This is a genomic window from Streptomyces sp. NPDC058812, from assembly GCF_042744565.1.
In the GTDB taxonomy this organism is placed as follows: domain Bacteria; phylum Actinomycetota; class Actinomycetes; order Streptomycetales; family Streptomycetaceae; genus Streptomyces; species Streptomyces thinghirensis.
On sequence record NZ_JBHYOB010000017.1, the window covers coordinates 39,900 to 65,300 of the forward strand.

At 72.2% G+C, this 25,401-nt stretch carries 22 protein-coding genes and 1 pseudogene; 14 read left to right on the forward strand and 9 right to left on the reverse strand.

Annotated elements, in window-relative coordinates; genetic code table 11:
• Window positions 1–207 precede the first annotated feature (207 nt).
• Window positions 208–732, forward strand: a complete 525-nt coding sequence (locus ACFW48_RS28900) for a hypothetical protein (protein WP_386319499.1) — start codon at window positions 208–210, stop codon at window positions 730–732.
• Window positions 733–799: 67 nt separating this feature from the next.
• On the opposite strand, the gene ACFW48_RS28905 is transcribed toward ACFW48_RS28900, so the two are convergent.
• From ACFW48_RS28905 to ACFW48_RS28915, 3 genes are all read right to left on the reverse strand, one after another.
• Window positions 800–946, reverse strand: a complete 147-nt coding sequence (locus ACFW48_RS28905) for a hypothetical protein (RefSeq protein ID WP_386319502.1) — start codon at window positions 944–946, stop codon at window positions 800–802.
• A 273-nt stretch (window positions 947–1,219) separates the two neighbouring features.
• Complete coding sequence (locus ACFW48_RS28910; RefSeq protein ID WP_386319505.1) at window positions 1,220–1,534, reverse strand: helix-turn-helix domain-containing protein; 315 nt, start codon at window positions 1,532–1,534, stop codon at window positions 1,220–1,222.
• 88 nt (window positions 1,535–1,622) lie between these two features.
• A complete protein-coding gene (locus ACFW48_RS28915) occupies window positions 1,623–2,066 on the reverse strand; it encodes a hypothetical protein (RefSeq protein WP_386319508.1) in 444 nt (147 codons plus the stop codon).
• A gap of 473 nt (window positions 2,067–2,539) precedes the next feature.
• Between ACFW48_RS28915 and ACFW48_RS28920 the strand changes: the two genes are divergently transcribed.
• Window positions 2,540–2,716: a hypothetical protein gene (locus ACFW48_RS28920; RefSeq protein WP_121745644.1), complete on the forward strand. Its 177-nt coding sequence runs from the start codon at window positions 2,540–2,542 to the stop codon at window positions 2,714–2,716.
• Window positions 2,717–2,760: 44 nt separating this feature from the next.
• Window positions 2,761–3,243 carry a GNAT family N-acetyltransferase gene (locus tag ACFW48_RS28925; RefSeq protein WP_386319510.1) on the forward strand — a complete coding sequence of 161 codons (483 nt, stop codon included), beginning with the start codon at window positions 2,761–2,763 and terminating at the stop codon, window positions 3,241–3,243.
• 8 nt (window positions 3,244–3,251) lie between these two features.
• Here ACFW48_RS28925 and ACFW48_RS28930 read toward each other — a convergent pair.
• Window positions 3,252–4,072, reverse strand: a pseudogene (locus ACFW48_RS28930) (amidase family protein).
• A gap of 181 nt (window positions 4,073–4,253) precedes the next feature.
• On the reverse strand, window positions 4,254–5,318 hold the full coding sequence (locus tag ACFW48_RS28935; RefSeq protein ID WP_386319513.1) for a LacI family DNA-binding transcriptional regulator: 1,065 nt from the start codon (window positions 5,316–5,318) through the stop codon (window positions 4,254–4,256).
• Between the two features lie 230 nt (window positions 5,319–5,548).
• Here ACFW48_RS28935 and ACFW48_RS28940 point away from each other — a divergent pair, with 230 nt between their 5' ends.
• The 6 genes from ACFW48_RS28940 to ACFW48_RS28965 are packed head-to-tail and all read left to right on the forward strand — an operon-like array spanning window position 5,549 to window position 15,085.
• Entirely contained in the window at window positions 5,549–6,838 is a 1,290-nt protein-coding gene (locus ACFW48_RS28940; RefSeq protein ID WP_386319516.1) for an extracellular solute-binding protein, read from the forward strand.
• A 5-nt stretch (window positions 6,839–6,843) separates the two neighbouring features.
• Window positions 6,844–7,749: a carbohydrate ABC transporter permease gene (locus ACFW48_RS28945; protein ID WP_386319518.1), complete on the forward strand. Its 906-nt coding sequence runs from the start codon at window positions 6,844–6,846 to the stop codon at window positions 7,747–7,749.
• A 5-nt stretch (window positions 7,750–7,754) separates the two neighbouring features.
• A complete protein-coding gene (locus ACFW48_RS28950; protein WP_386319785.1) occupies window positions 7,755–8,660 on the forward strand; it encodes a carbohydrate ABC transporter permease in 906 nt (301 codons plus the stop codon).
• A gap of 32 nt (window positions 8,661–8,692) precedes the next feature.
• Entirely contained in the window at window positions 8,693–9,979 is a 1,287-nt protein-coding gene (locus tag ACFW48_RS28955; protein ID WP_386319520.1) for a glycosyl hydrolase, read from the forward strand.
• Window positions 9,976–12,030 (forward strand): endo-beta-N-acetylglucosaminidase, encoded by a 2,055-nt coding sequence (locus ACFW48_RS28960; RefSeq protein ID WP_386319523.1) that lies wholly within the window; start codon window positions 9,976–9,978, stop codon window positions 12,028–12,030. Before ACFW48_RS28955 ends, ACFW48_RS28960 begins: the two co-directional genes overlap by 4 nt.
• Before the next feature lie 31 nt (window positions 12,031–12,061).
• Window positions 12,062–15,085 carry an alpha-mannosidase gene (locus ACFW48_RS28965; protein WP_386319526.1) on the forward strand — a complete coding sequence of 1,008 codons (3,024 nt, stop codon included), beginning with the start codon at window positions 12,062–12,064 and terminating at the stop codon, window positions 15,083–15,085.
• Between the two features lie 54 nt (window positions 15,086–15,139).
• Here the strand turns inward: ACFW48_RS28965 and ACFW48_RS28970 are convergent, their stop codons facing one another.
• A complete protein-coding gene (locus ACFW48_RS28970) occupies window positions 15,140–16,555 on the reverse strand; it encodes a lipase maturation factor family protein (protein WP_386319787.1) in 1,416 nt (471 codons plus the stop codon).
• A gap of 150 nt (window positions 16,556–16,705) precedes the next feature.
• Here ACFW48_RS28970 and ACFW48_RS28975 point away from each other — a divergent pair, with 150 nt between their 5' ends.
• The 4 genes from ACFW48_RS28975 (at window position 16,706) to ACFW48_RS28990 (ending at window position 21,842) form a co-directional block, all read left to right on the forward strand.
• Entirely contained in the window at window positions 16,706–17,827 is a 1,122-nt protein-coding gene (locus ACFW48_RS28975; RefSeq protein ID WP_386319529.1) for a DUF6777 domain-containing protein, read from the forward strand.
• A 58-nt stretch (window positions 17,828–17,885) separates the two neighbouring features.
• Window positions 17,886–19,976, forward strand: a complete 2,091-nt coding sequence (locus ACFW48_RS28980) for a SpoIIE family protein phosphatase (RefSeq protein ID WP_386319532.1) — start codon at window positions 17,886–17,888, stop codon at window positions 19,974–19,976.
• A 50-nt stretch (window positions 19,977–20,026) separates the two neighbouring features.
• Window positions 20,027–20,890: an Fpg/Nei family DNA glycosylase gene (locus ACFW48_RS28985; protein ID WP_386319535.1), complete on the forward strand. Its 864-nt coding sequence runs from the start codon at window positions 20,027–20,029 to the stop codon at window positions 20,888–20,890.
• 133 nt (window positions 20,891–21,023) lie between these two features.
• The gene (locus ACFW48_RS28990; protein WP_386319537.1) at window positions 21,024–21,842 is read left to right on the forward strand and encodes a SigB/SigF/SigG family RNA polymerase sigma factor; all 819 of its coding nucleotides are present in this window, start codon (window positions 21,024–21,026) and stop codon (window positions 21,840–21,842) included.
• A 10-nt stretch (window positions 21,843–21,852) separates the two neighbouring features.
• On the opposite strand, the gene ACFW48_RS28995 is transcribed toward ACFW48_RS28990, so the two are convergent.
• From ACFW48_RS28995 to ACFW48_RS29005, 3 genes are all read right to left on the reverse strand, one after another.
• Window positions 21,853–22,503 carry a zf-HC2 domain-containing protein gene (locus ACFW48_RS28995; protein ID WP_386319540.1) on the reverse strand — a complete coding sequence of 217 codons (651 nt, stop codon included), beginning with the start codon at window positions 22,501–22,503 and terminating at the stop codon, window positions 21,853–21,855.
• Between the two features lie 191 nt (window positions 22,504–22,694).
• A complete protein-coding gene (locus ACFW48_RS29000) occupies window positions 22,695–23,207 on the reverse strand; it encodes a hypothetical protein (RefSeq protein ID WP_386319543.1) in 513 nt (170 codons plus the stop codon).
• Between the two features lie 141 nt (window positions 23,208–23,348).
• On the reverse strand, window positions 23,349–23,903 hold the full coding sequence (locus ACFW48_RS29005) for a sigma-70 family RNA polymerase sigma factor (RefSeq protein ID WP_375911599.1): 555 nt from the start codon (window positions 23,901–23,903) through the stop codon (window positions 23,349–23,351).
• A gap of 255 nt (window positions 23,904–24,158) precedes the next feature.
• Here ACFW48_RS29005 and ACFW48_RS29010 point away from each other — a divergent pair, with 255 nt between their 5' ends.
• Window positions 24,159–25,313, forward strand: coding sequence for a CapA family protein (locus tag ACFW48_RS29010; RefSeq protein ID WP_386319545.1), 1,155 nt, complete (start codon window positions 24,159–24,161; stop codon window positions 25,311–25,313).
• The last annotated feature ends 88 nt before the right edge of the window (window positions 25,314–25,401 follow it).

The window sequence follows — 25,401 nt, forward strand, 5'->3', positions numbered from 1 at the left end:
CAACGCGTGATGCACATGTCAAATGAACGGCGATAAGGCGCAGGTCGCGTCAAAGTCCGTAAAAATAGGGCGGGTTGGGGACGAAATCCAGCCACCGCCGCAGAATGCCCCATTTGGCCGTCAGCTTGACATGCACCGGTCCAGGCCCCTTGGATCTGGCGTCGTCGCACAGGCACAGGGCCGTGCCGCCCCAGATGGAGAGACGCCATGACCAGGGGAACCGAGGAACAGGTGGAGCCGCAGGGCGAGTCGGCGCACGGCGAGGCCGGCGGTCCGGCGGACTCCGCCGGACCGCCGAAGAGCGGCAGGCTGCGGTGCCTCACGGACCGGCCCGTTCCGGTGGCGGCCGCGGCCGCCTTCGCCCTGTGCGCCGGGCTTGTCGCCTACGGCGTACTGCGGGGCGAGGAGAGTGATCCGCCGCGCAAGGTGCCGACCGCCGCCGTGACGTACGAGGTGACCGGTGAGGGCCGCGTCGACATCACCTACCAGGGCGCGAGCGAGAAGGGCACGGCGGAGACCGTCACGCGGGCGCGGCTGCCCTGGCGCATGGAGACCAAAGTTCCGCTCGGTCGCACGCCGGTCGTCTCCGTCGTCATCGGCTCGGAGGGCGGCAACGCCAAGTGCGCCCTCGCGATCAAGGGCCGCCATGTGCAGAGCGCGACGGCGGACGGGGCGTACGGACGGACGGGGTGCACGGGCGTACTTCCCTCGCCGTCACCCAGCGGGGACTGACCGGCTCACCCGGCGCCCCGGAACGGACCTGCCGGCCCGCGGGGTCCGGCGCGGGCCGGCCGGATGCTCACCGCGGCCGCAGCTCGAAGACGTCGTCCGCGGCACTGGTGTCCCCGGGCACGAAGTCCGCGGCCGCGGAGCTGAACACGACGCCGCCGTCCCTCGTGAACGAGGCGTATCCGATGTCCCCGTCCTCGGAACCCTGCGTACTCACGGGGATCAACAGGCTCGACGGAGCACCTCCGCCCACTTCCCGCACGCGGATGCCGCCGTCGCGCCAGGTCCGGTACGCGACGTATCGGCCGTCGGGGCTGATCGCGGCCGGGGCTCCGGGGGTAGAAGTCGGCCTCGCCGCCGTGTTCGCTGTGCACGCGCGTCGAGGTACTGCCGCGCAGGTCGCGCACGAAGACGTGCCAGCTCGTGTCCTCGTCGCCGGGCACGATGTGGTCGTCGGCCGACTCGAAGGCCACATACTGACTTCGCCTCGTTAGGGTGAGGTTGGTGGCTCGAGGAACCCCGCCAGCTTCTCCAGACATCGTGGCGACAGCCGACACCGCGACCCGCTCGCACCCCGCGAGACGAGGGCATCAGGCCCACCATCCCGCCACGACCGGTGCCACTGGTAAACGGATTTCCGGCTCACCCGCAACCGCTCGGCCACCTCTGGCGGACGGACCCTCCGCTCGAACAACTCGCGATGCTGGCGCCCCCCGGCCGTCAGCCCGCCCCCATCCGCATAGCTCACACACCATGAGAGACACCCCCGTGACCCACGCGCAGCCCGCCCTTCGCGGAAAATCACCCTGACGAGCCGAAGTCAGTAGCTGGTCCGCCGGCGGTGCGCCGCCCCACCCCGGGGCGAGCGCCGGGTGCCCGGTGCGCCGGACGCCTCAGTCGACGGCGCCGAGCCGCGAGTTCCGCGCCGCCGTCAGCTCCAGCACCGTGCGCCAGTCCTCGAGGACCCCGGCGTCGAAGACGGCGGTGCGGGCCTCCTCGTCCGCCTGGCGCAGGCTGACCAGGTCGTCGTCGTGGGCCCAGGCGTCCGGGTGGGCGTGCCGGCGCAGCAGGCGGGCGACGCGCGCGCCGAGCAGCGGCCGCACCGCGTCGGCGGTCCGGCCGGCCGGATTGCCGGGCCACAGCAGCCGGCCCACGGGCGACACCAGACCGGCGACCTGAAGCTCCTTGTCGGCGGGGCGGCGCCGGCGCAGCAGCGCGGCGGTCCGCAGCGCGTGCCCGTGCAGGTCCACGGGCCCGCTGCCGTGCTCGGCGGCGGACCGTTCGCCCCGGCAGGCGTACAGCAGGTCCATCAGCTCCTCGACGCTGCGCAGTTCCATGCCTCGGTCCTCCCACGAGACAGCCGTTGCCGACCGGCAGCAGACCATGGCGAGCTTGCGCCGCAGCCAACGGCAACTTAACTGCGCGACCCGTCGCCGCCGGCAATCGAAGGTACGGTCGGCGATGTGGGCCGAATGGGTGAGTTGCACACGGTGCAGAGATGGGCGAACCAGGGCAGACTTGGCTCAACTGTGCGCGGAACGAAGGGCAATGGTTCCCCCATGTTTTGAGCCCCATAGAGCGCACCCCCGCTCATTTGGTTAATCTGGAGCGGACGGACGGCAGCACGGGGCACTACCCACACCCAAGGTCCGTCATGGGACAAGCCGGTCCACAACGGCCTGCTCTCGCACGAGTGACCGGCGCCACCGCGTCCGAACTGCATTCGACTCACACCCGAGCGGGCGCCGGGCGCCGGACAGGAGACCGGCCGACAGGCCCCGAGGGTGACCCGACACATAAGGAGTGCGCGGTGACACCGGAGACGACGACGAATCCAGAACAACGCCCCAAGGAACGCACCGAGCGTGCGGGCCGCCGACCCGGAGAGATCGGCAGCCTCGACGTGTGGGCCCGGTCCGCCCCCATCCGTCTCGCGGGCTACGAGGACGACCTCGCCGAGCCCCACATCCTGCCCAGCGTGGACTGACCCGCCGAAGCCGCCGCGAGCATGGGCGTGCGAGACTCACGCCCATGCTGATCAGGGAAGCGACGGCCGAGGACTGGCCGCAGATCTGGCCCTTCTGGCACCGCATCGTCGCCGCCGGCGAGACCTACGCCTGGGACCCGGACACGTCCGAGGAGGACGCCCGGGCCCTGTGGATGAACCCCGCCAAACGCGTCTACGTCACCGAGGACGACACGGGCACCGTCGTCGCCTCCGCCTACGTCACCCCCAACTACGGCGGCCCCGCCGCCCGTATCGCCAACGCCGGCTTCATGGTCGATCCCGACCGGGCCGGCCGCGGCACCGGCCGGGCCCTCGCCGAACACGTCCTGGCCGCCGCCAGGGCCGACGGATACCGCGGCATGGTCTTCAACGCCGTCGTCGAGACCAACCCGGCCGTGAGGCTCTGGACCTCCCTCGGCTTCACGATCCTGGGCACGGTGCCGGACGCCTTCGAGCATCCGCGGCACGGGCGGGTCGGCCTGCACATCATGTACCGGGCGCTGTAGAAGGCCGTTCAGTCCACAGGCGCCGTCCGCCGCCGGGGGCGCAGCGCCTCGATCGGCCCCGCCGGCTCCAGCAGGGCCGTCTCCGCCCCCGGGCGCCCCACCAGCTGTACGGCGCAGGGGGCGCCCGAGGGCAGGGCGCCGACCGGCACCGTCATCGCGGGCCGGCCGGTCAGGTCCCACGGCGGTGTGAAGGGCGAGTACGCCGAGTTGGCCAGGATGTCGCGCAGCCGGCCCCGCTCGTGCCAGGGCCCGGCATCGGGGGAGCGGCGGGCCGGCGCGGGGGTGAGCAGGACGTCGTGCTCGGCGAAGGGCCGTCGTTGCCGAGCACGATCGGCACCATCCCGGCGGCGACCGCGGCAGCGCTCCCGCCCGACGAACCGCCCGCCGAGCGAGCCGGGTCCCACGGGTCGCGGGCGGCGCCGTGCACGCCCTCGCCGGTGCCGAACACGCACAGCTCGGGCACGTTCGTCAGCACCACCACCACCGCGCCGGCCGCCCGCAGCCGGGCCACGGTCACGTGGTCGTCCGCGGCGGGCGTGTCGGGCGTCGCGGCGGAGCCGTTGCGCGTGGACTCGCCACGCACCGCGAGATCGTCCTTGACCGCCACCGGCACGCCGGCCAGCGGCAGTTCACCCGGATCACCCCGGGCGCCGACCTCCTCTGCCTCGGCGAGCGCCGCCTCGGCGCGCACCGCGCGGAAGGCGCCGACGCGGCCGTCGAGCCGCTCGATCCGGGCCAGGTGCGCCGCCACCACCTCGCGGGGCGTGGCCCGCTTCTCCCGTACGGCGGCGGCGATCTCGGCGGCGGTGCGGCCGGCCCAGTCGGTCACGGAGGGCTCCTAGGGTGGCGTCGGGACGTGATTACTGGCGAGTACGCAGGAAGCGCTCTGCCCGTCCGGCGCCCCCGCGTCGAGAGCCCGGGCCCGCCGACCGCCCCGTACAGGCCGATCGTCCCGTTCCAGCCGACCGCCCCGTTCAGGCCGATCGTCCCGTTCCAGCCGACCGCCCCGTTCAGGCCGATCGTCCCGTTCCAGCCGACCGCGCCGGCCCCGTGCTGTCCCGTTCGATCAGCCGCGGCACCGGCACCCGCACCGTCCGCGCGGGGCCACCGTCCAGCAGCGCGGTCAGTTCCGTCGCCGCCGTGCGGCCGAACTCCACGCTGTCCCGGGACAGCGCGGACAGCCACGGCTTGACCATGCGGCACAGTGCCGAGTCCTCCCAGGCCACCACGGACACGTCCCCCGGTACCGAGAAACCGAGTTCTGCCGCGGCGGCGACCCCGGCGACTGCCATCACGTCGTTGTCGTAGATCAGGGCCGTCGGCGGAACGGGGGCCTCCAGGACCCGGCGGGTGACGGCGGCGCCCTCCGCGTCGGAGTAGTCGGTGGGCACCGACTGCACCTCGGCCAGGCCCCGGCGTTCGGCCTCGGCGCGCAGGGCCCGGATGCGGCGCTCGGTATGGGCGAGGCCCGGCAGCCCGGCGATGTGCACGATCCGCCGGTGGCCGAGCGCGTGCAGCCCGTCCACCAGCGCGGCCATCGCGCCCGCGTCGTCCGCCCACACCGAAGACAGCCCGGGATGGCGTTCGTCGGGCGCCCCGCCGATCACCACGGCGGGCAGGCCGAGTTCGTCGAGCAGGTCCGGGCGCGGGTCGTCGGTGCGCGGGTCGACCACCAGGACGCCGTCCACACGATGCTCGGCCCACCAGCGCCGGTAGACCGCGCACTCGTCGTCGACGTCCTGCGCCACCTGGAACAGCAGACCGAGATGACGTCGCGCCAGCACCTCCTGGATGCCGGAGACCAGTTGCAGGAAGAAGGAGTCCACGCCGAGGGTGTGCGCGGGCCGCGCCAGCACGAAGCCGACCGTCGCCGCGCCCTCCCCGGACAGCGCGCGGGCCGCGGTACTGGGCCGCCAGCCGAGCTGCTCGGCCACCCGGCGCACCCGGTCCCGGGTGATCTCGGAGACCCCCGGCCGGTCGTTCAGCGCGAAGGAGACCGCGCTCTCGGATACCCCGGCCCGCCGCGCGATGTCCTTCATCGTCGGCCGGCGCGCGGCAGGCCGCTTGGCCGGCATGCACGCCCCTTTCCTCAGTGCGTCAGTTGAAGCCCGAGCTAATGCGCTTGAGTGGAAGGATCCTAAAGCGCATTAGTAGATCATGGCAAGTCGCTGCTTACATCCGCTGTGACCTGGACTAATGCTGTTCGGTCTGCTTTAGTTCCACTGAATCTATTGACTTTGCGGGAAATCGCCATGCATGGTCGCTGGCATCCAGCCGCCGACGTCCTCCAGGGAGACGTGTCACCGTGCCCACATCGCGCAGAAGCTTCGCTGTCGCAGCCGTAGCCGCCCTCGTCCTGCCGCTCAGCGCCTGCGGGTCGGGAGGGGACGGCGGCTCGTCCGACGCCTCCGGCAAGGTCGAGGGCGACATCACCTTCCAGACCTGGAACCTGCGGGCCAACTTCAAGCCGTACTTCGAGGACCTGATCGCGGACTTCGAGAAGAAGTACCCCGGCACCCACGTCAAGTGGATCGACCAGCCCGCCGAGGGCTACGCCGACAAGATCAGCGCCGATGCCGCCGGCGGCACCCTGGCCGATGTCGTCAACGTCTCCCCGGACCTCGCCGCCCCGCTCGCCCAGGCCGGGCTCGCCCTCGATCTGGACAAGGCCGCCGGGCAGTACAAGGAGGACTACCTGGAGGCCGCCTGGGCCAGCCAGCAGGTACCGGGCATGGAGGGGACCTACGCCTTCCCCTGGTACCTCAACACCGGCCCGCTCTTCTACAACAAGTCCCTGTTCGAGAAGGCCGGTCTCGACGCCGACAAGCCACCGACGACCTACGACGAACTCTTCGACACCGCGCTGAAGCTCGCCCGGAAGACCGACGGCGAGGTGGCCACGCTCGCCAACGTGCCCACCATCGAGGACTTCGGCCGCTACGGCGTCCCGCTCATGAACGACGAGGGCACGGCCTTCGCCTTCAACGACACCAAGGGCGTCGAACTCCTCACCCGCTACAAGGAGCTGTACGACGCCGGCGGCCTGGACTCGCAGGCTCTCACGGCCACGCCCGAGTCGTCCGGGAAGAAGTTCCTGACCGGCGCGGTCGCCATGAACCCCGGCAGCGCACTCGATCTCGCCAACTTCAAGAAGCAGGCCCCGAGCCTGTACGAGAACATCGGCATCACCGACCAGATCACCAGCACCGGCCACGTCAACATGTACGTGATGGGCCTGCTGGTGAACTCCCGCAGTGAGCGCAAGCCCGCCGCGGTCGCCTTCGCCCGCTTCGTCACCGACGCCGCCCACCAGATGTCGTTCGCCAAGCAGGTCGCCGTCTTCCCCAGCAGCGCCGGCTCGCTGGAGGACCCGTATTTCACCAAGCAGGACGGGACCGACGAGACCCGGGTCCGGGTGGCCGCCGCCAAGTCGCTGAAGACCGCGGTCAACTACACGCCGGTGCTGTTCAGCGAGCAGATGAAGACCGAGCTGCGCAACGAGGTCGCCAAGGCGCTCCAGGGCAAGCAGAGTCCCGAGGAAGCTCTTGACAACGCTGTCAAGGCCTGTGACCGGCTCCTGAAGCAGCAGGGCTGAGGGTGATGGCGAGTTCCACCGTGTCCTCCGGCACGCGCCGTGTGCGCCGCCAACTGCCGACCAGCCCCTGGCTGTTCGCCGCCCCCGGACTGCTGATCGCCGGCGCGTTCATCCTCTACCCGTTCGTCTCGACGCTGGTCAACTCCTTCACCGACCGTCGCACCCTGGTGCCGGGTGAGTTCGTGGGCCTCGCCAACTTCCGCGAGCTGCTCCACGACGACATGTTCTGGATCGGCCTGCGCAACAGCACCCTGTACGTCCTCGGGGTCGTACCCGCACTCGTCCTGCTGCCGTTGCTCCTCGCGCTGCTGGTGCAGAAGAGCATCCCCGGCATCACCTTCTTCCGGTCCGCCTTCTACACCCCCGTCGTCGCCTCGATCGTCGTCGTCGGGCTGATCTGGGTGTGGATGCTGGACGAGCGCGGCCTGGTCAACTCGGTACTGGAGACCATCGGCGTCGGCCGGATCGGCTTCCTCAGCGACCAGTGGCTGATCCTGCTCAGCGCCATGGCCGTCACGGTCTGGAAGGGCCTCGGCTACTACATGATCATCTACTTGGCGGCGCTGGCCAACGTGCCCCGCGAACTGCACGAGGCCGCAGCCGTCGACGGTGCGGGAGCCCTGCGCCGTTTCGTCACCGTCACCATGCCCGCCGTGCGCTCCACCATGGTGCTGGTCGCGGCCCTCGCCTCGGTCGCCGCGTTCAAGGTGTTCTCCGAGGTGTACCTGATGGCCGGCCCGGACGGTGGCCCGGCGGGCGAGGACACGACCCTCGTCATGCTCGTCCAGCGCACCGGCACCGGCCTGACCGGACGCGTCGGCTACGCCTCGGCCATCTCCGTCGTCGTCTTCGTCGTCACCCTCGTCCTGATGCTGCTCGTACTGCGCGCCGACCGGAAGGAGGAGTCGTGAGCGTCATGGACAAGGTCCGGACCACCCCGGAGCGGCCCGCCCCGGCCCCGGCCCGGGAGCCCCGGATCACCGACGAGCACGGCCGGCGGGTACGCGTCTGGGAACTAGCCCTGCGCTACCTGCTCCTGCTCGGCGTACTCGCCCTGACCGTCGGCCCGTTCGTGTGGCAGCTGTCGACCTCGCTGAAGGGCCCGACGGAGGACATCTTCAGCTCCCCGCCGAAGTTCCTGCCCTCCGAACCCACCCTGCACAACTACGAGCGGGTCGCCGAGACCATCCCCGTCTGGGAGTACGCGCTCAACTCGCTGAAGGTCGCCGTCGCCAACGTCGTGACCAACTGCGTCGGCGCCGCGCTGGCGGGCTACGCCCTGGCCCGGCTGCGCTACCGCGGCCGCCGCGTCGCCACCCTGGTCTTCATCCTGACCATGCTCGTCCCGGTGGAGGGCATCATCATCGCCCAGTTCACCACCATGCGGGAGCTCGGCCTCAACAACACCCTGGTCGGCGTCCTGCTGCCCGGCTGCATCAGCGCCCTCAACGTCCTGCTGATGCGCAACGCCTTCCTCAACCTCCCCTACGAGATCGAGGAGGCGGCCTACGTCGACGGCGCCAACGTCTGGCAGCGGTTCCTGCGCATCGCCCTGCCCGCCGTGAAGGGCACCCTGGCGGTCGTCGCGATCTTCGCCTTCATGGGCGCCTGGGACGACTTCCTGTGGCCGCTGATCGTGCTGAGCGACCCGTCCAACTTCACGCTCACCATCGGCCTCAACTACCTGCACGGCACCTTCGCCAACGACGAACGCCTCGTCGCCGCGGGCACGATCATCGCCGTGGCGCCGCTCATCATCCTCTTCGCCTGCCTCCAGCGGTACTTCTTCCGCGGGGTCGGCGAGGGCGCCGTCAAGGGCTGACCCACCGACTTCCCCCCTCACAAGGACACCGCATGCCTTCTGCCGTGCGCTTCGGCGTCAACTACACGCCCAGCGAAGGGTGGTTCCATTCCTGGCTCGACTTCGACCCGGACTCCGTACGCGCCGACCTCGACTCCATAGCCGCCCTGGGCGTGGACCACATCCGGGTCTTCCCGCTGTGGCCCTACTTCCAGCCCAACCGCACCCTGATCCGCGACCGCGCGGTCGGGCACCTGGTGGAGCTGGTCGACGCGGCCGGCGAACGCGGTCTCGACGTCAACGTGGACGGCCTCCAGGGCCACCTGAGCAGCTTCGACTACCTGCCGGCCTGGACCCGCACCTGGCACCGCCGCAACCTGTTCACCGACCCCGAGGTCGTCGACGGCCAGGCCACCTACCTGCGCACCCTCGCCGCCGCCCTCGCCGGCCGGCCGAACTTCCTCGGCATGACCCTCGGCAACGAGGTCAACCAGTTCTCCGCCGGACCCCACCCCGACCCGGACCGGGCGACCGCCGACCAGATCGACGCCTGGCTGGAGCGGATGCTCGCCGCCTGCGAGGAGGGCGCCCCGGGCCGGATGCACCTGCACGCCGAGTACGACGCCACCTGGTACCAGGACGACCAGCCCTTCACCCCGGCCCAGGCCGCCCGGCGGGGCGCCGTGACGGCCGTGCACTCCTGGGTCTTCAACGGCACCGCCCAGCGCCACGGCCGCACCTCCGTGCCCAGCGAGCACCACGCCGCCTACCTGATCGAGCTGAGCAAGGCGTGGGCCGACGACCCGCGCCGCCCGGTCTGGCTCCAGGAGGTGGGCGCCCCCGCACCTCTCGTCCCCGCCGAGCACGCCGCCGCCTTCACCGAGGCCACCATCGCGAACGCCCTGGACTGCCCCGACCTGTGGGGCGTCACCTGGTGGTGCTCCCACGACGTGTCCCGGGCGCTGGCCGACTTCCCGGAACTGGAGTACGGGCTCGGGCTGCTGACCAACGACCGCCGTCCCAAGGACACCGCACAGGTCCTGGCCCGCGAGGCGCGTGCGGGAGTCCATTCCGCCCCGGCCCCGCGTACCACCGCCCTGGCCGTCCCGGCCGACCCGGCGGCGCGCTCGGCCTGCGCCCCCGGCGGCGCGGTCTTCGACGCCTTCTTCCGGCTGGTCGCCGACGGCGCCCGCCCGGCCACCGTCCTCGACACACGTGCCGCCGACACCGCGCACCTCGCGGCACGAGGCATCACCGAGGTCGTCACCCCCGACCAGGTACTCCCCACCCCGCACGAGCCCGTCGGATCACCGGTTCGCCAAGGAGGCACCCGCTCGTGACCCCCACCCGACGCACCGTCCTGCTCGCCGGAGCCGCGGCCGCCCTGTGGCCCGCACTGCCCGCGCACGCCGCCCCGAAGGGCCTCGGCAGGGCCGGCGCGGCGCTCCAGCCGTACGCCTCCTACTGGTTCCCCGACTCGCTGCCCTCCGGCACGCCCGGCGAGGGGATCACCTGGCGCAGTCTCAAGGAGTGGCGCGCGGCCGCCGATCCCGACCTCGCCTTCAACAGCGCCTCCGTACCGCTCGCCGGCCGCTTCACCCCGACGCCCGCCAACACCACGGCCCGCGCCGGGCAGGCCCGCGTCCAGTCACTGGTCTCCTTCGGGCCCACCGCGAGCAACCCCTCGCAGGGCTCCGCCACCGCCGACTACTACGCCCTCACGCACTGGGCCTACGTCGACGAACTCGTCTTCTGGGGCGGCTCCTCGGGCGAGGGGCTGATCCTCGCCCCGAACGCGCCGGTCGTCGACGCGGCGCACCGGCACGGCGTACCCGTCCTGGGCAACGTCTTCCTGCCGCCCGCCGCCTACGGCGGACAACTGAGCTGGACCCGCGACCTCGTACAGAAGGACGCCGCCGGGCGCTTCCCGCTCGCCGCGCAACTGGTCGCCGTCGCCGAGGCGTACGGCTTCGACGGCTGGTTCGTCAACGCCGAGACCGGCGGAGGCGACGCCGTGCTCGGCGCGGACACGCGGGGCTTCCTGCGAGAGCTGAAGTCCCTCGCCGGGGCCGAGGGGCAGCGCGTGACCTGGTACGACTCGATGACCGTGGACGGGGCGGTGAGCTGGCAGGGGGCGCTCAACGACCGGAACCAGGCGTTCTTCGAGGCCGCCGACGACATGTTCGTGGACTTCCGCTGGACGGCCGACCGCCTGGCCTCCTCCGGAGAGCGGGCCGAGCGGCTGGGCCGCAGCCGCTACGAGCTGTGGGCCGGCGTGGACGTGGAGAGCAACGGCTGGAACACCTCGGAGAACTGGGACGCGATCGTGCCGCGCGATGCCGCGCACGTCACGTCGATCGGTCTGTACCGGCCCGAATGGACCCGCAACCACCTCCCCGAGGGCCGCCGGACGCCGGGGGACTTCCACGCCGCCGACGACCGGTTCTGGACGGGTGCCTCGCTCGACCCGTCCCGCCCGGACGGCGGGGACGCCGCGGACGGCTGGCGGGCGCCCGCCGTGTCGGTCGCCGACCGGTCGACGGTGACGTCGCCGCCGTTCGCGACCGCGTTCAACACCGGGCACGGACTGCGGTGGTACGAGGAGGGCACCGTCACCTCCGAGACGCCCTGGAACCACCTCGGCCTCCAGGACCGGCTGCCGTCCCGGCGCTGGGTGGTGCGCACGGAGGGCCGGCGCCCGGCGGTCTCCTTCGACTTCGCGGACGCCTGGCGGGGCGGCAGCAGCGTCCTGGTCGACGGTGGACTCGACGAACCAGCGGTCCTCGACCTGTACGCGACACGGCTGCCGCTGGGCGCCGACACGGTCGTCGAGCTCACGCACCGCACGGACGCGGGCGCCGTGGGCGTCGAACTCGCCGTCGCCACCGCCGAGGCCGGTGAACCGGGCGCGGCACCGCCGTACCACTGGCTTCCGGTAACGGCCGCGCGGACTGTGAAGTCGGTCAACGGCTGGCAGACGGCCACCGTGCCCCTCACCGGCCTCGCCGGCCCGTCCAGCACCCTGCACGCGATCGGCGTGCGGCTCACGGCGTCCGAAGGCCCCGTGCGGTGGCGAGTCGGCGGTCTCGCCGTCCGCACCGGCGCCGCGACGGCGCCCGCCGCCCCCACTGCCGCGCGCGTCACTGCCGCCAACGGAGGCGACCTGCGGTTCGCCTGGAACCACCCCCACGGCGACGACGTACGCCACTACACCCTCCACCGCGTGCTGCCCGACGGCACCCGCCGTTTCCTCGGCGGCACCTGCCAGCGGGCCTGGTTCGCCGGCGGCCTGCGCCCCCAGCAGGGCGAGCGCGCCGCACGATTCGAAGTGCGCGCCGTGGGGGAGCTGTACACCACGTCGGCCCCCGCCACCGTGACCCACCCCTGGTAACCACCCGCCCCACCAACCCCGGAGCACCCGCATGCATGACGACCGCAACCTGGTCGAAGCCCGCCTCAAGCGCGTCCTCGACGAGCGCGTCCGCCCCGCCGTGTACCCCGAGTCCGTGCCGCTGGACGTCGCGGTGTGGAACGCCCCCGGCGAGCCCGTGCCGGTCGCCGAGGGGCTCGCGTCCGACCCCGTTCCCGTCGAGGTGGGCGCCCGCTGGGGCGCTCCCTGGGGCACCAGCTGGTTCCGCGTCACCGGCACCGTGCCGAAGGAGTGGGCCGGGAAGACCGTAGAGGCGATCCTCGACCTCGGCTTCGACGAGAACATGCCCGGTTTCCAGTGCGAGGGCCTGGTCTACCGCCCCGACGGCACCCCGGTGAAGGGCCTCAACCCGCGCAACCAGTGGGTGCGGATCGGCGCCCCCGTGGAGGGCGGCGAGGAGGTCCGCCTGCACATCGAGGCCGCCTCCAACCCGGTCATCCTCGACTACCACCCCTTCGTGCCCACGCGGCTCGGCGACAAGGACACGGCGGGCAGTGAGCCGCAGTACACGCTCACCCGCATGGATCTCGCGGTCCTCGACGAGACCGTCTGGCACCTCGTGCTCGACCTGGAGGTCCTCGGCGAGCTGATGGCCGAGCTGCCGGTGGAGTCGCCGCGCCGCTGGGAGATCCTGCGCGCCGTCGACAAGGCGCTGGACGCCATCGACCTCCAGGACGTGAACGGCACGGCGGAGCAGGCCCGTACCCGCCTCACCGGCGTCCTGTCCGCCCCCGCCGTCCCCTCCGCGCACCGGATCAGCGCCGTCGGCCACGCGCACATCGACTCGGCGTGGCTGTGGCCGCTGCGGGAGACCGTGCGCAAGGTGGCCCGCACGACCTCCAACATGACCGCCCTCCTGGAGGACGAGCCCGACTTCGTCTTCGCCATGTCGCAGGCCCAGCAGTGGGCGTGGGTCCGCGACCACCGGCCCGAGGTGTGGGCCCGGGTGAAGAAGGCCGTGACGGACGGCCGGTTCGTGCCGGCCGGCGGCATGTGGGTGGAGTCGGACACCAACATGCCCGGCTCGGAGGCGATGGCCCGCCAGTTCGTGCACGGCAAGCGGTTCTTCCTCGACGAGTTCGGCGTCGAGAACGACGAGGCGTGGCTGCCGGACACCTTCGGGTTCGCGGCCGGCCTGCCGCAGATCATCAAGGCGGCCGGCACCAAGTACCTGCTGACGCAGAAGATCTCCTGGTCACAGACGAACAAGTTCCCGCACCACACCTTCCGCTGGGAGGGCATCGACGGCACCCGGATCTTCACGCACTTCCCGCCGGTCGATACCTACAACTGCTCCATGAAGGGCAGCGAGATCGCGCACGCCGCCCGCAACTTCAAGGACAAGGGAGTCGCCCGGCACTCCCTCGCCCCGACCGGCTGGGGCGACGGGGGTGGCGGCACCACCCGCGAGATGGTCGCCAAGGCGGCCCGGCTGCGCGACCTCGAAGGCTCGGCGACGGTCGAGTGGGAGACCCCGCAGGCCTTCTTCGAGAAGGCCGAGGCCGAGAACCCCGAGCCGCCCGTCTGGGTCGGCGAGCTGTACCTCGAACTCCACCGCGCCACCCTCACCAGCCAGGCCAGGACCAAGCAGGGCAACCGCCGCAGCGAACACCTGCTGCGGGAGGCCGAGCTGTGGGCGGCCACGGCGGCCGTGCGCGCCGGGCTCCCCTACCCGTACGAGGACCTGGACCGCATCTGGAAGACGGTCCTGCTGCACCAGTTCCACGACATCCTGCCCGGCTCGTCCATCGCCTGGGTGCACCGTGAGGCACGCGCGACCTACGACCGCGTCGCCGACGAGCTGAACGGGATCATCGACGCCGCGCAGCGCGCCCTGGCGGGCGAGGGCGACACCCCGCTGGTCTTCAACGCCGCCCCGCACGCCCGGGCCGGAGTCCCGGCGGGCGCCGCCGCGGCCCCCGCCACCGAGGGCCGCACCGGCCTCACCGCCCGCCCCGGCGGCGGCCACGTCCTGGACAACGGCCTGCTGCGCGTCGAGATCGACGAACGCGGACTGGTCGTGTCGGCGTACGACATCACAGCCGACCGCGAGACGATCGCCCCGGGCGGGGCGGGCAACCTGCTCCAGCTCCACCCCGACTTCCCGAACATGTGGGACGCCTGGGACGTCGACGAGTTCTACCGCAACACGGTCACCGACCTCACCGACGCGGACGAGGTCGCCCCCGGCGACGACGGCGCCTCGGTGCGGATCGTCCGCTCCTTCGGCTCCTCCCGCGTCACCCAGGTGCTGACCCTGGCGCCGGGAGAGCGGCGGCTGGAGGTGGACACCGAGGTCGACTGGCACGAGACGGAGAAGTTCCTCAAGCTCGCCTTCCCGCTGGACGTGCACGCCGAACGGTACGCGTCGGAGACCCAGTTCGGGCACTTCCACCGGCCCACGCACACCAACACCAGCTGGGAGGCGGCCAAGTTCGAGGCCTGCAACCACCGCTTCGTCCACCTGGAGGAGCCCGGCTGGGGCGTGGCCGTCGTCAACGACTCGACGTACGGCCACGACGTCACCCGTACGGTCCGTACCGACGGCGACGCCGGTACGACCACCACACTCCGGGTGTCCCTGCTGCGCGCCCCGCGCTTCCCCGACCCCGAGACCGACCAGGGCGTGCACCGCTTCCGGCACGCGCTGGTGCCGGGCGCGGGCATCGGCGACGCCGTGCGCGAGGGCTGGCGGATCAACCAGCCCGAGCGGCGGGTCACGGGCGCCGGGGAGGTCGCGCCGCTGGTGTCGGCAGACCGGGACGCGGTCGTGGTCACCGCCGTCAAGCTGGCCGACGACGGCAGCGGCGACGTGGTGGTCCGCTTCCACGAGGCCCACGGCGGCCGGGCGCGGGCCACCCTGACGGCCGGATTCCCGATCGCCGGGGTGGCGGTCACCGACCTGCTGGAGCGGCCGTTGGCCGAGGAGGAGTACGCGGTCGAGGCCGACGGCGACCGGATCGCCGTACGGCTGCGCCCGTTCCAGCTGATGACCCTGCGGCTCAAGCGCGCGTAGCTCGCGGAACGGGCCCGGCTCGCCCCGCGGGCCGGGCCCGTCCGCCCGGCACGGTCACTGGACCGTGCCCACCAGTCGCGTCGGCGGCAGATACTCCCGCACATACGTACGCTCCCAGCAGGCGCCCGTCTCCCGCAGCTCGCGCCACGTCGTGTACCGGTAGCGGAACAGCCGGGCACGGACGAAGCGCGGCGGCGCGTCGGGCGGGAACGGGGAGCGGCGCAGCAGCTTCAGCGTGGTCCGGTCGTTCTCCAGCAGCCGTTCCACCAGGGTGCCGAACCACGACCCGGCGTACGACGGCGACAGCGCGGCGAACCACATCAGCCAGTCCAGCCGCAGATGGTAGGGCGCGAACTGGCGCGGCCAGCGCCGCGGATCACCGGGCTTGCCCTTGAACTCGTACTCCCGCCAGTCCCCGTCCTCGCGGGCCACCTCGTCGGCGGTGCCCTCGATCACCACCTCGTAGCGGACCCGGCTGACGGTCCCGAAGGCGCCGTAGGTGTTGACCAGGTGGAGCGAGTCGAAGGAGCGGTTCATCACCTGGCGGCGGGAGAGCATGTTGCGGACCGGCCGGTGGCTCAGGAACACCAGCAGCGCCGCCACCGCGAGGACCACGACCTCGTACCAGAGCGGTGCGACGGACACGGACGGCGGATCGGCCGGGAACCGGACCGCCGACAGGGCCAGCACGATGGTGATCCAGTTCAGCCAGGAGAAGTTTCCCGACAGCACCAGCCACAGCTGGGTCACGATCATCAGCGCGGCGGCGGCCGTCGCGACGGGCTGCGGCGTGAACAGCAGGAAGGGCACCACGAGCTGCGTGACGTGGTTCGCGGCCACCTCGACGCGGTGCAGGGGGCGGGGGAGGTGGTGGAAGAACCAGCTCAGCGGGCCCGGCATCGGCTGGGTCTCGTGGTGGTGGTCCAGGCAGGTCAGTTTCCGCCAGCACTCGTCGCCGCGCATCTTGATCAGTCCCGCCCCGAACTCGACCCGGAACAGCAGCCAGCGCAGCAGGAACAGCACGACGATCGGCGGCGCCACCTCGTCGTTGCCGAGGAACACGGCGACGAACCCGGTCTCCAGCAGCAGCGACTCCCAGCCGAACGAGTACCAGGTCTGCCCGACATTGACGATCGAGAGGTACAGCACCCACGGCACCAGCCACAGCAGCATCGCCCCCCACAGCGGCAGCAACGAGTCCAGCCCCGCCACCAGCGCCGCCGACACCGCGCAGCCCGCCCACGCCACGACCGCGAAGAGACGGTCCGAGTAGCGCAGCTGGAACAGGCTCGGCGCCCGTTTGAACGGCACCCGCTCGACGAACCGGGGCACGGGCGTCAGACCGCGCTCGCCCATCAGCGCACGGAACTGCAGGGCCGCCGTCAGGAACGCGACCAGGTACATGACGGCCAGGGCCCGCTGGAAGACCAGCCGGCTCAGCCAGTAGTCGGGTGCGGTGAACCACTCCACGGCGCTCCTAGCGTGCGTCACTCTCCGTACGACGTCGCTCCGGTTGCGTGACGTGAGCGAGCGAAGCAGACAATAGTGGCCGGTTGTCTGAATTGTTGTTGATTGCTCTTCCCGTGAATCTTCTTCTCCCCCGATCGACAGGAGCACGCGGTGCGGACACCTCTCGGCCCCTCCGTGGGCGCCTGCCTGCTCTCGGCGGCGCTTCTGGCCGGCGCCACCGGCTGCGGCGTCGCCGGTGCCGACGGCGACCCGGCCGCCGCCACGGGCGGAGTGCTCCACCTCCAACCGGTCGCCGCCCAGGGTCCCGACCCGTTCACGGAGTCCACGGCCGTCTCGACGGCTACCCCGCCCCCGGCCACCCGAACGCCGGGGCCCGCGTCGGCCGCCGGCAGGCCCGTCGCGCTCGACGGGCTGCGCCCCCTCTCGGGCGGTACGCCCGGCCTCTACGGCGGCATCCGGAACGTCGGCAGCTGCGACGTCACCCGGCAGATCGGCCATCTGGCCGCGCGCCCGGATCGGACCCACGCCTTCGCCGGGGTCGCCGGGGTCTCGGCGGCGGCGGTCCCCGACTACCTGAGAGGACTCACCCCGGTCGTGCTGCGCGCCGACACCCGGGTCACCAACCACGGCTACCGGGGCAGCCGGGCCACCGGATACCAGGCGGTCCTCCAGGCCGGCACGGCCGTCCTCGTCGACGACCGGGGTGTGCCGCGCGTCCGCTGTGCCTGCGGCAACCCGCTGAAGGCACCGGCCGCGGCCGGCGGCGACCCGGTCACCCGCGGCTTGCCCTGGCCCGGCTACCGGCCCTCCGAGGTGATCACCGTGACCCCGGCGTCCCGGGCGATCACCGGCCTCACCCTTGTCAGTACCGTGGGCGACACCTGGATCGAGCGGCGACCCGGCCACGACACGCGCCACGACCGGCCCGTCCCCACACCCGCCTGGGTCACCGGCACGACGACTCCGGCCCCGACTCCGCCACCGTCCTCACCGCCCGCCACCCCGGCGACCGACGCGCCCCGCACCCCGCCGAGCCCGGAAGCGGCGCACGAGGAGGTGTACGAGGAGACCTACGAAGGGACGCGCCAGGAGACCTACGAAGAGACGTACGAAGAGACATATGAGGGCACGTACGAAGGGACGTACGAAGGGACGGACGAAGAGGCCTACCCGGACGGCACACCCACCGAAGACGCGACCGAGTTCGACCCGGACAGCACTCCGGACGCTCCCGGCCTGCCCGACGGCGGCACTCCCGCGGATGTCTTCTGACAGCGCGAAGGAGCCGAACAAGTCGAAGAATCGGGCAAATCCTGGCAAGGTGGGGCCCATGGCTGATCGGGGAGCGAGTGCCCTGTCACTCCCGGACGACTGGCCCGCCCACCCGGACCCGATCCTGGCGCTCAACCGCATGGGCAGCTTCGACTGGGACCTGGACACGGGACTGTTCCACATGGACGCCCAGGCCTACGAGGTGTTCGACCTGCGCCCCGAGGAGTACGACGGGCGCCCCGAGTCGCTGTCGGTGCGCGTGCCCACCGCCGAGGGCCACCGCCTGGACGCCCTGGTCGCCCAGGCCATGAAGGACGGCAGCGAGAACTACGGCACCTACTTCCGTCTGCGCTGCCGCGACGGCACCCTGCGCTGGACCCGCACCCAGGGCTACATCCGCCGCGACGAGACCGGCCGCCCCCGCCGGATCATCGGCATCGTCCGCGACGCCACCCAGGAGGTCGGCGACATCGAGGCCCGCCGCGAGCAGGCCGCGCAGGACGAGGCCCGCCGCCGGCTCACCAACGTCGTCCAGCTCGCCACGGCCGCACTCGCGCACGCCCGTACGGTGGACGACGTCATCGAGGTCCTGCGGGACACTCACGGCCTCACCCGCCTGGGCGCCACCAGCCTCGTCATGGGGCTGGTCGAGGCCGGCCGCATCCGGCTGGTCGCCGACGGCCCCGACAACAGCTTCGTCCCCGGCACCCGCGTCACCCGGATCGACGAGCCGTACCCGATGAGCGAGGCCGTACGGACCCTCAGCCCCCGCTTCATCGAGTCGCCGGAGGACTTCGCGGAGCGCTATCCCGGCCTGTGGCAGAGCATCACCCACCTGAACATCACCGCTGCCGCCTACCTGCCGCTGATCGCCCAGGCCCGGCCGATCGGCGCGATCGGGCTGCTCTACAGCGACCGGCGCGGCTTCTCCGCGGAGGACCGCAACGTACTCGTGGCGCTCGGCAGCGGCATCGCGCAGAGCCTGCAGCGGGCCATGCTCTACGAGCAGGAGATGGACCTCGCCGAGGGCCTCCAGCAGGCCATGCTCCCGCGCAGCATCCCCAGCGTGCCCGGCTGCGACGTCGCCGTCCGCTACCGCGCGGCCACCATCGGCGGTGCCCTCGGGCGCGACATCGGCGGTGACTGGTACGACCTGATCCCGCTGCCCGGCGGCCGGGTCGGCGCCGTCATCGGCGACGTCCAGGGCCACGACACGCACGCCGCCGCCGTCATGGGCCAGCTGCGCATCGTGCTGCGCGCCTACGCCGCCGAGGGCCACCCCCCGGCCACGGTGATGGCGCGGGCCTCCGTCTTCCTCCACGAACTGGACACCGACCGCTTCGCGACCTGCCTGTACGCGGAGGCCGACCTGGGCACCGGAGTGGTCCAGGTGGTCCGCGCCGGGCACATCGACCCCCTGCTGCGGCGAGACGACGGAAGCTGCCGCCGCGTCCCCGTCGAGGGCGGGCTGCCGCTCGGCCTGTCCGCCGAGTTTGGGCGCCTCGCCTACCCGGTCTCCACCGTCGAGCTGGACCCGGGCAACACCCTGCTGCTGTGCACCGACGGCCTGGTCGAGCAGCCCGGCGCCGACCTCGACGAGGGGATAGAGGTGCTCACGGCGCTGGTCGCCTCCGGCCCGCAGGACGTGCGGGACCTGGCCGACCGGCTCATCGACGTGGCGGAGGAGCGCCGAGGCGACGACGACGTGGCGCTGCTCCTGCTGCGCCGCCACGGCACGGGCGCCCCGAGGACCTTCGGCCGGCTCCAGCAGCACGTGTCCCCGGGCGACCCCGAGGCCCTCACCGAGGCCCGGCACATGATCCGCGCCGCCGTCCGCGCCTGGGGCGCCGCGGGTCAGAGCGATGAGATCGAACTGGTCGCCGACGAACTGGTCACCAACGCCCTCATGCATACCGAGGGCTCCGCCGTCGTCACCCTGCGGCTGCTCACCGGCACCGACCGCCGGCTGCGGGTCGAGGTCGAGGACTCCTCCAGCGCCCTGCCGCGCCGCCGCGACGCCGGGGACGCCGGTGTCTCCGGACGCGGGCTGCTCCTGGTCGAGACCCTCGCCGACGAGTGGGGCGTGGAGGCGCGCGGCGGCGGCAAGTGCGTGTGGTCCGAGTTCGTGGTGTCCCACCGCGCGGGCTGAGTACCGGCCGTCCCACTGGCACTGTCGGTCCCCGGTGGCACTCTGGACGTATGCCCGAACTGCCCGAGGTCGAGGCGCTCAGGGACTTCCTAACCGAGCACCTCACCGGCCGAGAGATCGTCCGTGTCCTGCCCGTGGCGATCAGCGTCCTGAAGACGTACGACCCGCCGCTCACCGCCCTGGAGGGCCACCAGGTGGCCGCGGTGCACCGCCACGGCAAGTTCCTCGACGTCGAGACCGCCGGCGGCCCGCGTCTGGTGACCCACCTGGCCCGCGCGGGCTGGCTGCACTGGAAGGACAGCCTCCCCAGCGGCCTTCCCCGCCCCGGCAAGGGTCCGCTCGCCCTGCGCGTCGCCCTGGAGACCGGCGCCGGCTTCGACCTGACGGAGGCGGGCACGCAGAAGCGGCTCGCCGTGTACGTCGTGGCCGACCCGCGGCAGGTGCCCGGCGTGGCCCGGCTCGGCCCCGACCCGCTCGCCGACGACTTCGACGAGGCGCGTTTCGCCGCGCTCCTCGAAGGCGAGCGGCGGCAGCTCAAGGGCGCCCTGCGCGACCAGGGTCTGATCGCGGGCGTGGGGAACGCGTACAGCGACGAGATCCTGCACGCGGCGAGGATGTCCCCTTTCAAACTGGCCGCGTCGCTCACCGACGAGGAGACCGCACGGTTGTACGCCGCGCTGCGCGGCACGCTCACCGAGGCGGTCGAACGCTCCCGGGGCATCGCCGCCGGCCGGCTCAAGGCCGAGAAGAAGAGCGGGCTGCGCGTGCACGGCCGCACCGGCGAGCCCTGTCCGGTGTGCGGCGACACCGTTCGCGAGGTCTCCTTCAGCGACTCCTCGCTCCAGTACTGCCCGACCTGCCAGACCGGCGGCAAGCCGCTGGCGGACCGGAGGCTGTCCCGGCTGCTCAAGTAGCGCTGCCCGGATCAGCGAGAAAAGCTACGGTTCTGCACGATTGAGGACCAAAGTCCCGAATGCGGCCAAGGGGTGCATGGGCAGAGAAGGTCGGAGAGAACGTGACCGAGCCCACCGTGAGGAACCCCGCAGTATGCCGACCCATGTCGCCGCACGCCCGCACCCCACCGCAGCCGCGGTCCGGCGCCCCGCGCCCGACACCCCGGACGCCGTCACCGCGGCCTTCGTCCGTCTCGCCGTACTGGACGACGGCCCCGAGAAGGAGCGGCTGCAGGAGGAGCTGACCCGGGCCTGGCTGCCCATGGCCCACCGACTGGCCTCGCGATTCCGTGACAAGGGTGAGAGCACCGAGGACCTGCGCCAGGTCGCCGCCCTGGGACTGCTCAAGGCGATCCGGCGGTTCGACCCGGCCAGGGGGCCGTTCGAGCCGTTCGCGATACCCACCATCCGCGGGGAGCTGCGGCGGCACTTCCGCGACCGCACCTGGGACGTCCGGGTGCCGCGCCGCGTCCAGGAACTGCGCAACCGCGTGCGGGCCGCCTATGTGGAACTGGCCCTCGGCCCCGGCGGCGCGCGCCCCACCGTCGACGACCTGGCCCGGCACACCGGGCTGTCCGAGCAGCAGGTCCGCGACGGACTGGAGGCTCTCGAGAGTTACCGTGCCCTGTCCCTCGACGCCGGGAACGGAGGCGGCGGCGCGGACGAGGAAGGGCCGAGGCCGGTGGACTTCCTCGGGGAGACGGACCACGCCTTCCAGCTGGTGGTCGACCGGGAGAGCGTCAAGGAGGCGGTGCGCCGGCTGCCGTCGCGTGAACGCGCCATCCTCTACCTGCGCTTCTTCGAGGACTGGTCGCAGAGCCGTATCGCGGAACGCATGGGCATCTCCCAGATGCACGTCTCCCGGCTGCTCGGCCAGACCTGCGCCCGGCTCCGGCGCGAGACGCTCGGCTGACGGTGACCACTCAGCCGGCGGGAAGGGTCACCAGATGCTCCCCGTCCGCGGTGCGCACCTCGTAGCGGGCGATCTGGCCGGGATGCAGGGCGGCCCCGCCGTGCATGGTGTTCGGCCGGGCGTCGTCCCCGGGGACGTTCCAACTGGTGACCGTCTGCTCCGTGCCGTCGAGTCCGACGGCGATCAGCCGGCAGGAGCGCGGCCCCGCCCCGTCCTTGACCTCGAGTTCCACATCGGTGCCCCAGGCCTCGTCCTCGGTGGTGACCCGCGCCCACACCCCGGACCGCTCGTCGGTCGCGGTGATCCGCACCGCCGGGTCGGCCTGTCCCGTGTAGATGACGACGCCGGGACCGGCCACGGCGCACGCGACCGCGGCGGCCACGGCGTACAGCACCCGCCTGCGGCCGGCCCTTCGGCGCGCGGTCACCTCGGCCAGCAGTCGGTCCAGCAGCCTCGGGCCGGGCCTGGCCATGGGGTGGACGAGGCGCGGCGTCGCCCGCCGGTACAGCATCAACTGACGGGTGGCGGGGCCGAATTCGGTCACCTGCGCCGCGCACCGGGGGCACTCCATGAGGTGGTCCTCGAAGCGGAACGCTTCCGCCTCGTCCAGCACGCCGAGCGCGTAGGCGCCGACGTCACGATGCCTTTCCAGGGACCTCATGCCGAATCCTCGTGCCGTTGGGTGTGGGTGGGGTCACTCCTTGCTCCCACCCGTACGCACCGGACAGCCGAATCACTCAAGCCACAGACAGAATCGCGACCAAGGGGTTCGGAGCGGCCGAGCCCGCGGATTGGTCCGCCCGCGAAGAAGTTCGCGGAACCGACCGGGCTCCCGGGAAACCGGCCCGCCCCCTAGAAGAGATGGATGGCCAGGTGGCCGAGCGGCAGCCCCAGCTGCCACGCCGGGGTCCACACCTTCGGCCCCTCGTCCTCCCCGGTCACCGCCCCGCCCGGGACCGCGTTCAGGTCCGGGGCGAGCAGCTCGGTCTCCTGGAGCCAGCGCCAGGCGTCCCGCGCCAGCTCCAGGTCCGGCGAGTGCCGGCCGGCGGCGACCGCGTCGGCCGTGACCTCGGCCAGTCGCGACCGCACCCACTCGTGCCACGGCTGGTCGTAGGCGGTCAACGACAGCCAGGTCTCCAGCCGGGTGATGACCCGGATGCCGCCGAGCTCGTCGTCGGTGTCGGACAGGAAGACGGTCAGCGCCAGGGCGTCGCGCCCGGCGCGGAACTCGAAGGACGTCGGCGGCATCAGGTCGCCGGTCCGCAGCAGCTCGTCGGCGATGTACTCGGCGTACAGCCACGCCATGGGAACGGTCAGTTCGCCCCCACCGGTGCCGTCCGTGCTCTCTTGACCTCTGTGCAGCATCCCTTCCTGCCTTCCTCCGGTGCGTACGCGTCGCCCGACCCGGGTCATGGGCCCCCGTCCGGAACACGGATGAGGACAGCCGATTACTCAACCGGGGTCCAGGGCAAGGCGCTTTACGGAGGCTTGACCATGCGGTCGGTTTCACCGCAGGTCGGCGGCGTATCCCGGTAGCACCCTGCGCAGGGCGCGCAGCGCGTAGTACGCGCGGGACTTCACGGTACCGGGCGGGATGCCCAGGGCTGCCGCGGCTTCCGCCACACTCGCCCCCTGGAAGTACACCAGCACCAGGACTTCACGGTGCTCAGGAGTGAGTGTCTTCACAGCCTCGCGCACATCCAGGGCCGCGGCGGCCCGTTCGGCGTGATCGGCGCAGACCCGTGCGTTGTCCAGTACGGCGTCGCCGACCTCCGCGGGCCGCGCCTGCCGGGCCCGGCGCGCGTCGATCGCGAGTCGCCGGGCCACGGTGAGCAGCCAGGGCCGTACGGAGTCGAAGTCGTCGGCGCGCAGCGCCTCGGGATGCTGCCAGGCGCGGACCAGGGTCTCCTGCACGAGGTCCTCGGCGCGTTGCCGGTCCCCGTCGCTGAGCCGCAGCAGCAACGCGAAGAGCGGCCGGCCGTGCTCGCGCTGCAGTGCGGCGAGCTCGTGCTCGGCGGTCGTCCCGTTCGTTCTGTCCGTCAGGGTGATTCCGGCCGTCATGGCCGTATGGCACCGCAGGGCCGCCGTCCGGGGACAGGGCGCGCGCACGGGTGTGCGACGGACGGTCGATCGCGTCGACGAACGGTTCGACGAACGGTCGGCGCACCCCGTTCGGTCGGCCGGCGCACCCCGTTCGCGCACGCCGGACGGGCTAATGGGCGTGTCGGAACCGTCTGGGACACCGTGAGCCTCATTACCTGTTTGTAAGTAAATGTGACTATCCATCGGTGTGTGCGACCCCAGCGGAGTGAACGGATGATCACACGCAGTCGGCAGGTGGCCCTGGCCCTGACCGCCCTTCTCACCGTGGGCGCGGCCTGCCAGGCCCGCGACCACGAACCGCCGAAACGGCCGGCCCCGGCCCCGTCCGCCGCGGACACCGGTGTCTTCACCCTGGTCGCCTCCGGCGACGTACTGCCGCACGACTCGATCATCGAACGCGCACGCTTCGACGCGGGCGGCACCGGCTACGACTTCCGCCCCATGCTCGCCGGCGCCGAACCCGTCGTCTCACGCGCCGACCTCGCCCTGTGCCACATGGAGACCGTGTACGGCGCGAACGGCGACTACAGCGGCTACCCCCTCTTCAAGTCCCCGCCCCAGGTGGCCGAGGCGCTGGCCGCCACCGGCTACGACGGCTGCTCCACCGCCTCCAACCACAGCGTCGACGACGGCGCCGACGGTATCCGCCGCACCCTGGACGCCCTCGACCGCTCCGGTGTACGGCACGCCGGTACGGCACGCACCGAGGCCGAGGCGCGCACCGCGACGGTCCTGCGCGCGGGCCGCGCCGACGTCGCCCACCTCGCCTACACCCTGCACACCAACGGCCACCCGGTCCCCGAGGAGCAACCCTGGGCGGTCGGCATGATCGACGAGGAGCGGATCGTCACGGACTCCCGGGCCGCCCGGAAGGCCGGCGCGGACATCGTCGTCGTGTCCCTGCACTGGGGCACCGAATGGCAGGACGAGCCCGACGAGGACCAGTTGACCCTGGCCCGGAGCCTGACCGCCGCCCGGACCGGCGACCGTCCCGACATCGACCTGATCCTCGGCACCCACGCCCACGTCCCGCAGGCGTACGAGAAGGTCAACGGCACCTGGGTGATCTACGGGATGGGCGACCAGATCGCGGGCGAGATGATCAACGACGAGGGTGCCCGCGACCCGCGCGGCAACCAGTCGACCATCGGCCGTTTCACCTTCGCCCCGCCCGCCCGGCCCGGTGAACGCTGGCGGGTGACCCGGGCCGAGTTCGTCCCGCAGCTGTTCGACGTCGACGCCGGCCGGGTGGTGAACCTCAACCGCGCGCTGGAGCGGGGTGCCGATCTGCGTGCCGTGCGCGACCGGATCCGCGACGTCGTGCTCAGCCGGGGAGCGGCCGAGGACGGGCTGGTGATGGGGGAGTAGCCGGGCCGGGCGCCGTCCACAAGGTCCGCGCCGGTACTCCCCGCGGCCTGACGACTGTGCCCGGTGCCCGGCGCGCCCGGCATCCGGT

Coding starts and splice junctions, on each gene's coding strand:
- ACFW48_RS28990 (WP_386319537.1), top strand. CDS start 21,024: ATGCCGACCCATGTCGCCGCACGCCCGCACCCCACCGCAGCCGCGGTC.
- ACFW48_RS28985 (WP_386319535.1), top strand. CDS start 20,027: ATGCCCGAACTGCCCGAGGTCGAGGCGCTCAGGGACTTCCTAACCGAG.
- ACFW48_RS28925 (WP_386319510.1), top strand. CDS start 2,761: ATGCTGATCAGGGAAGCGACGGCCGAGGACTGGCCGCAGATCTGGCCC.
- ACFW48_RS28980 (WP_386319532.1), top strand. CDS start 17,886: ATGGCTGATCGGGGAGCGAGTGCCCTGTCACTCCCGGACGACTGGCCC.
- ACFW48_RS28950 (WP_386319785.1), top strand. CDS start 7,755: ATGGACAAGGTCCGGACCACCCCGGAGCGGCCCGCCCCGGCCCCGGCC.
- ACFW48_RS28945 (WP_386319518.1), top strand. CDS start 6,844: ATGGCGAGTTCCACCGTGTCCTCCGGCACGCGCCGTGTGCGCCGCCAA.
- ACFW48_RS29000 (WP_386319543.1), bottom strand. CDS start 23,207: ATGCTGCACAGAGGTCAAGAGAGCACGGACGGCACCGGTGGGGGCGAA.
- ACFW48_RS29005 (WP_375911599.1), bottom strand. CDS start 23,903: ATGACGGCCGGAATCACCCTGACGGACAGAACGAACGGGACGACCGCC.
- ACFW48_RS28955 (WP_386319520.1), top strand. CDS start 8,693: ATGCCTTCTGCCGTGCGCTTCGGCGTCAACTACACGCCCAGCGAAGGG.
- ACFW48_RS29010 (WP_386319545.1), top strand. CDS start 24,159: ATGATCACACGCAGTCGGCAGGTGGCCCTGGCCCTGACCGCCCTTCTC.
- ACFW48_RS28900 (WP_386319499.1), top strand. CDS start 208: ATGACCAGGGGAACCGAGGAACAGGTGGAGCCGCAGGGCGAGTCGGCG.
- ACFW48_RS28965 (WP_386319526.1), top strand. CDS start 12,062: ATGCATGACGACCGCAACCTGGTCGAAGCCCGCCTCAAGCGCGTCCTC.
- ACFW48_RS28935 (WP_386319513.1), bottom strand. CDS start 5,318: ATGCCGGCCAAGCGGCCTGCCGCGCGCCGGCCGACGATGAAGGACATC.
- ACFW48_RS28995 (WP_386319540.1), bottom strand. CDS start 22,503: ATGAGGTCCCTGGAAAGGCATCGTGACGTCGGCGCCTACGCGCTCGGC.
- ACFW48_RS28915 (WP_386319508.1), bottom strand. CDS start 2,066: ATGGAACTGCGCAGCGTCGAGGAGCTGATGGACCTGCTGTACGCCTGC.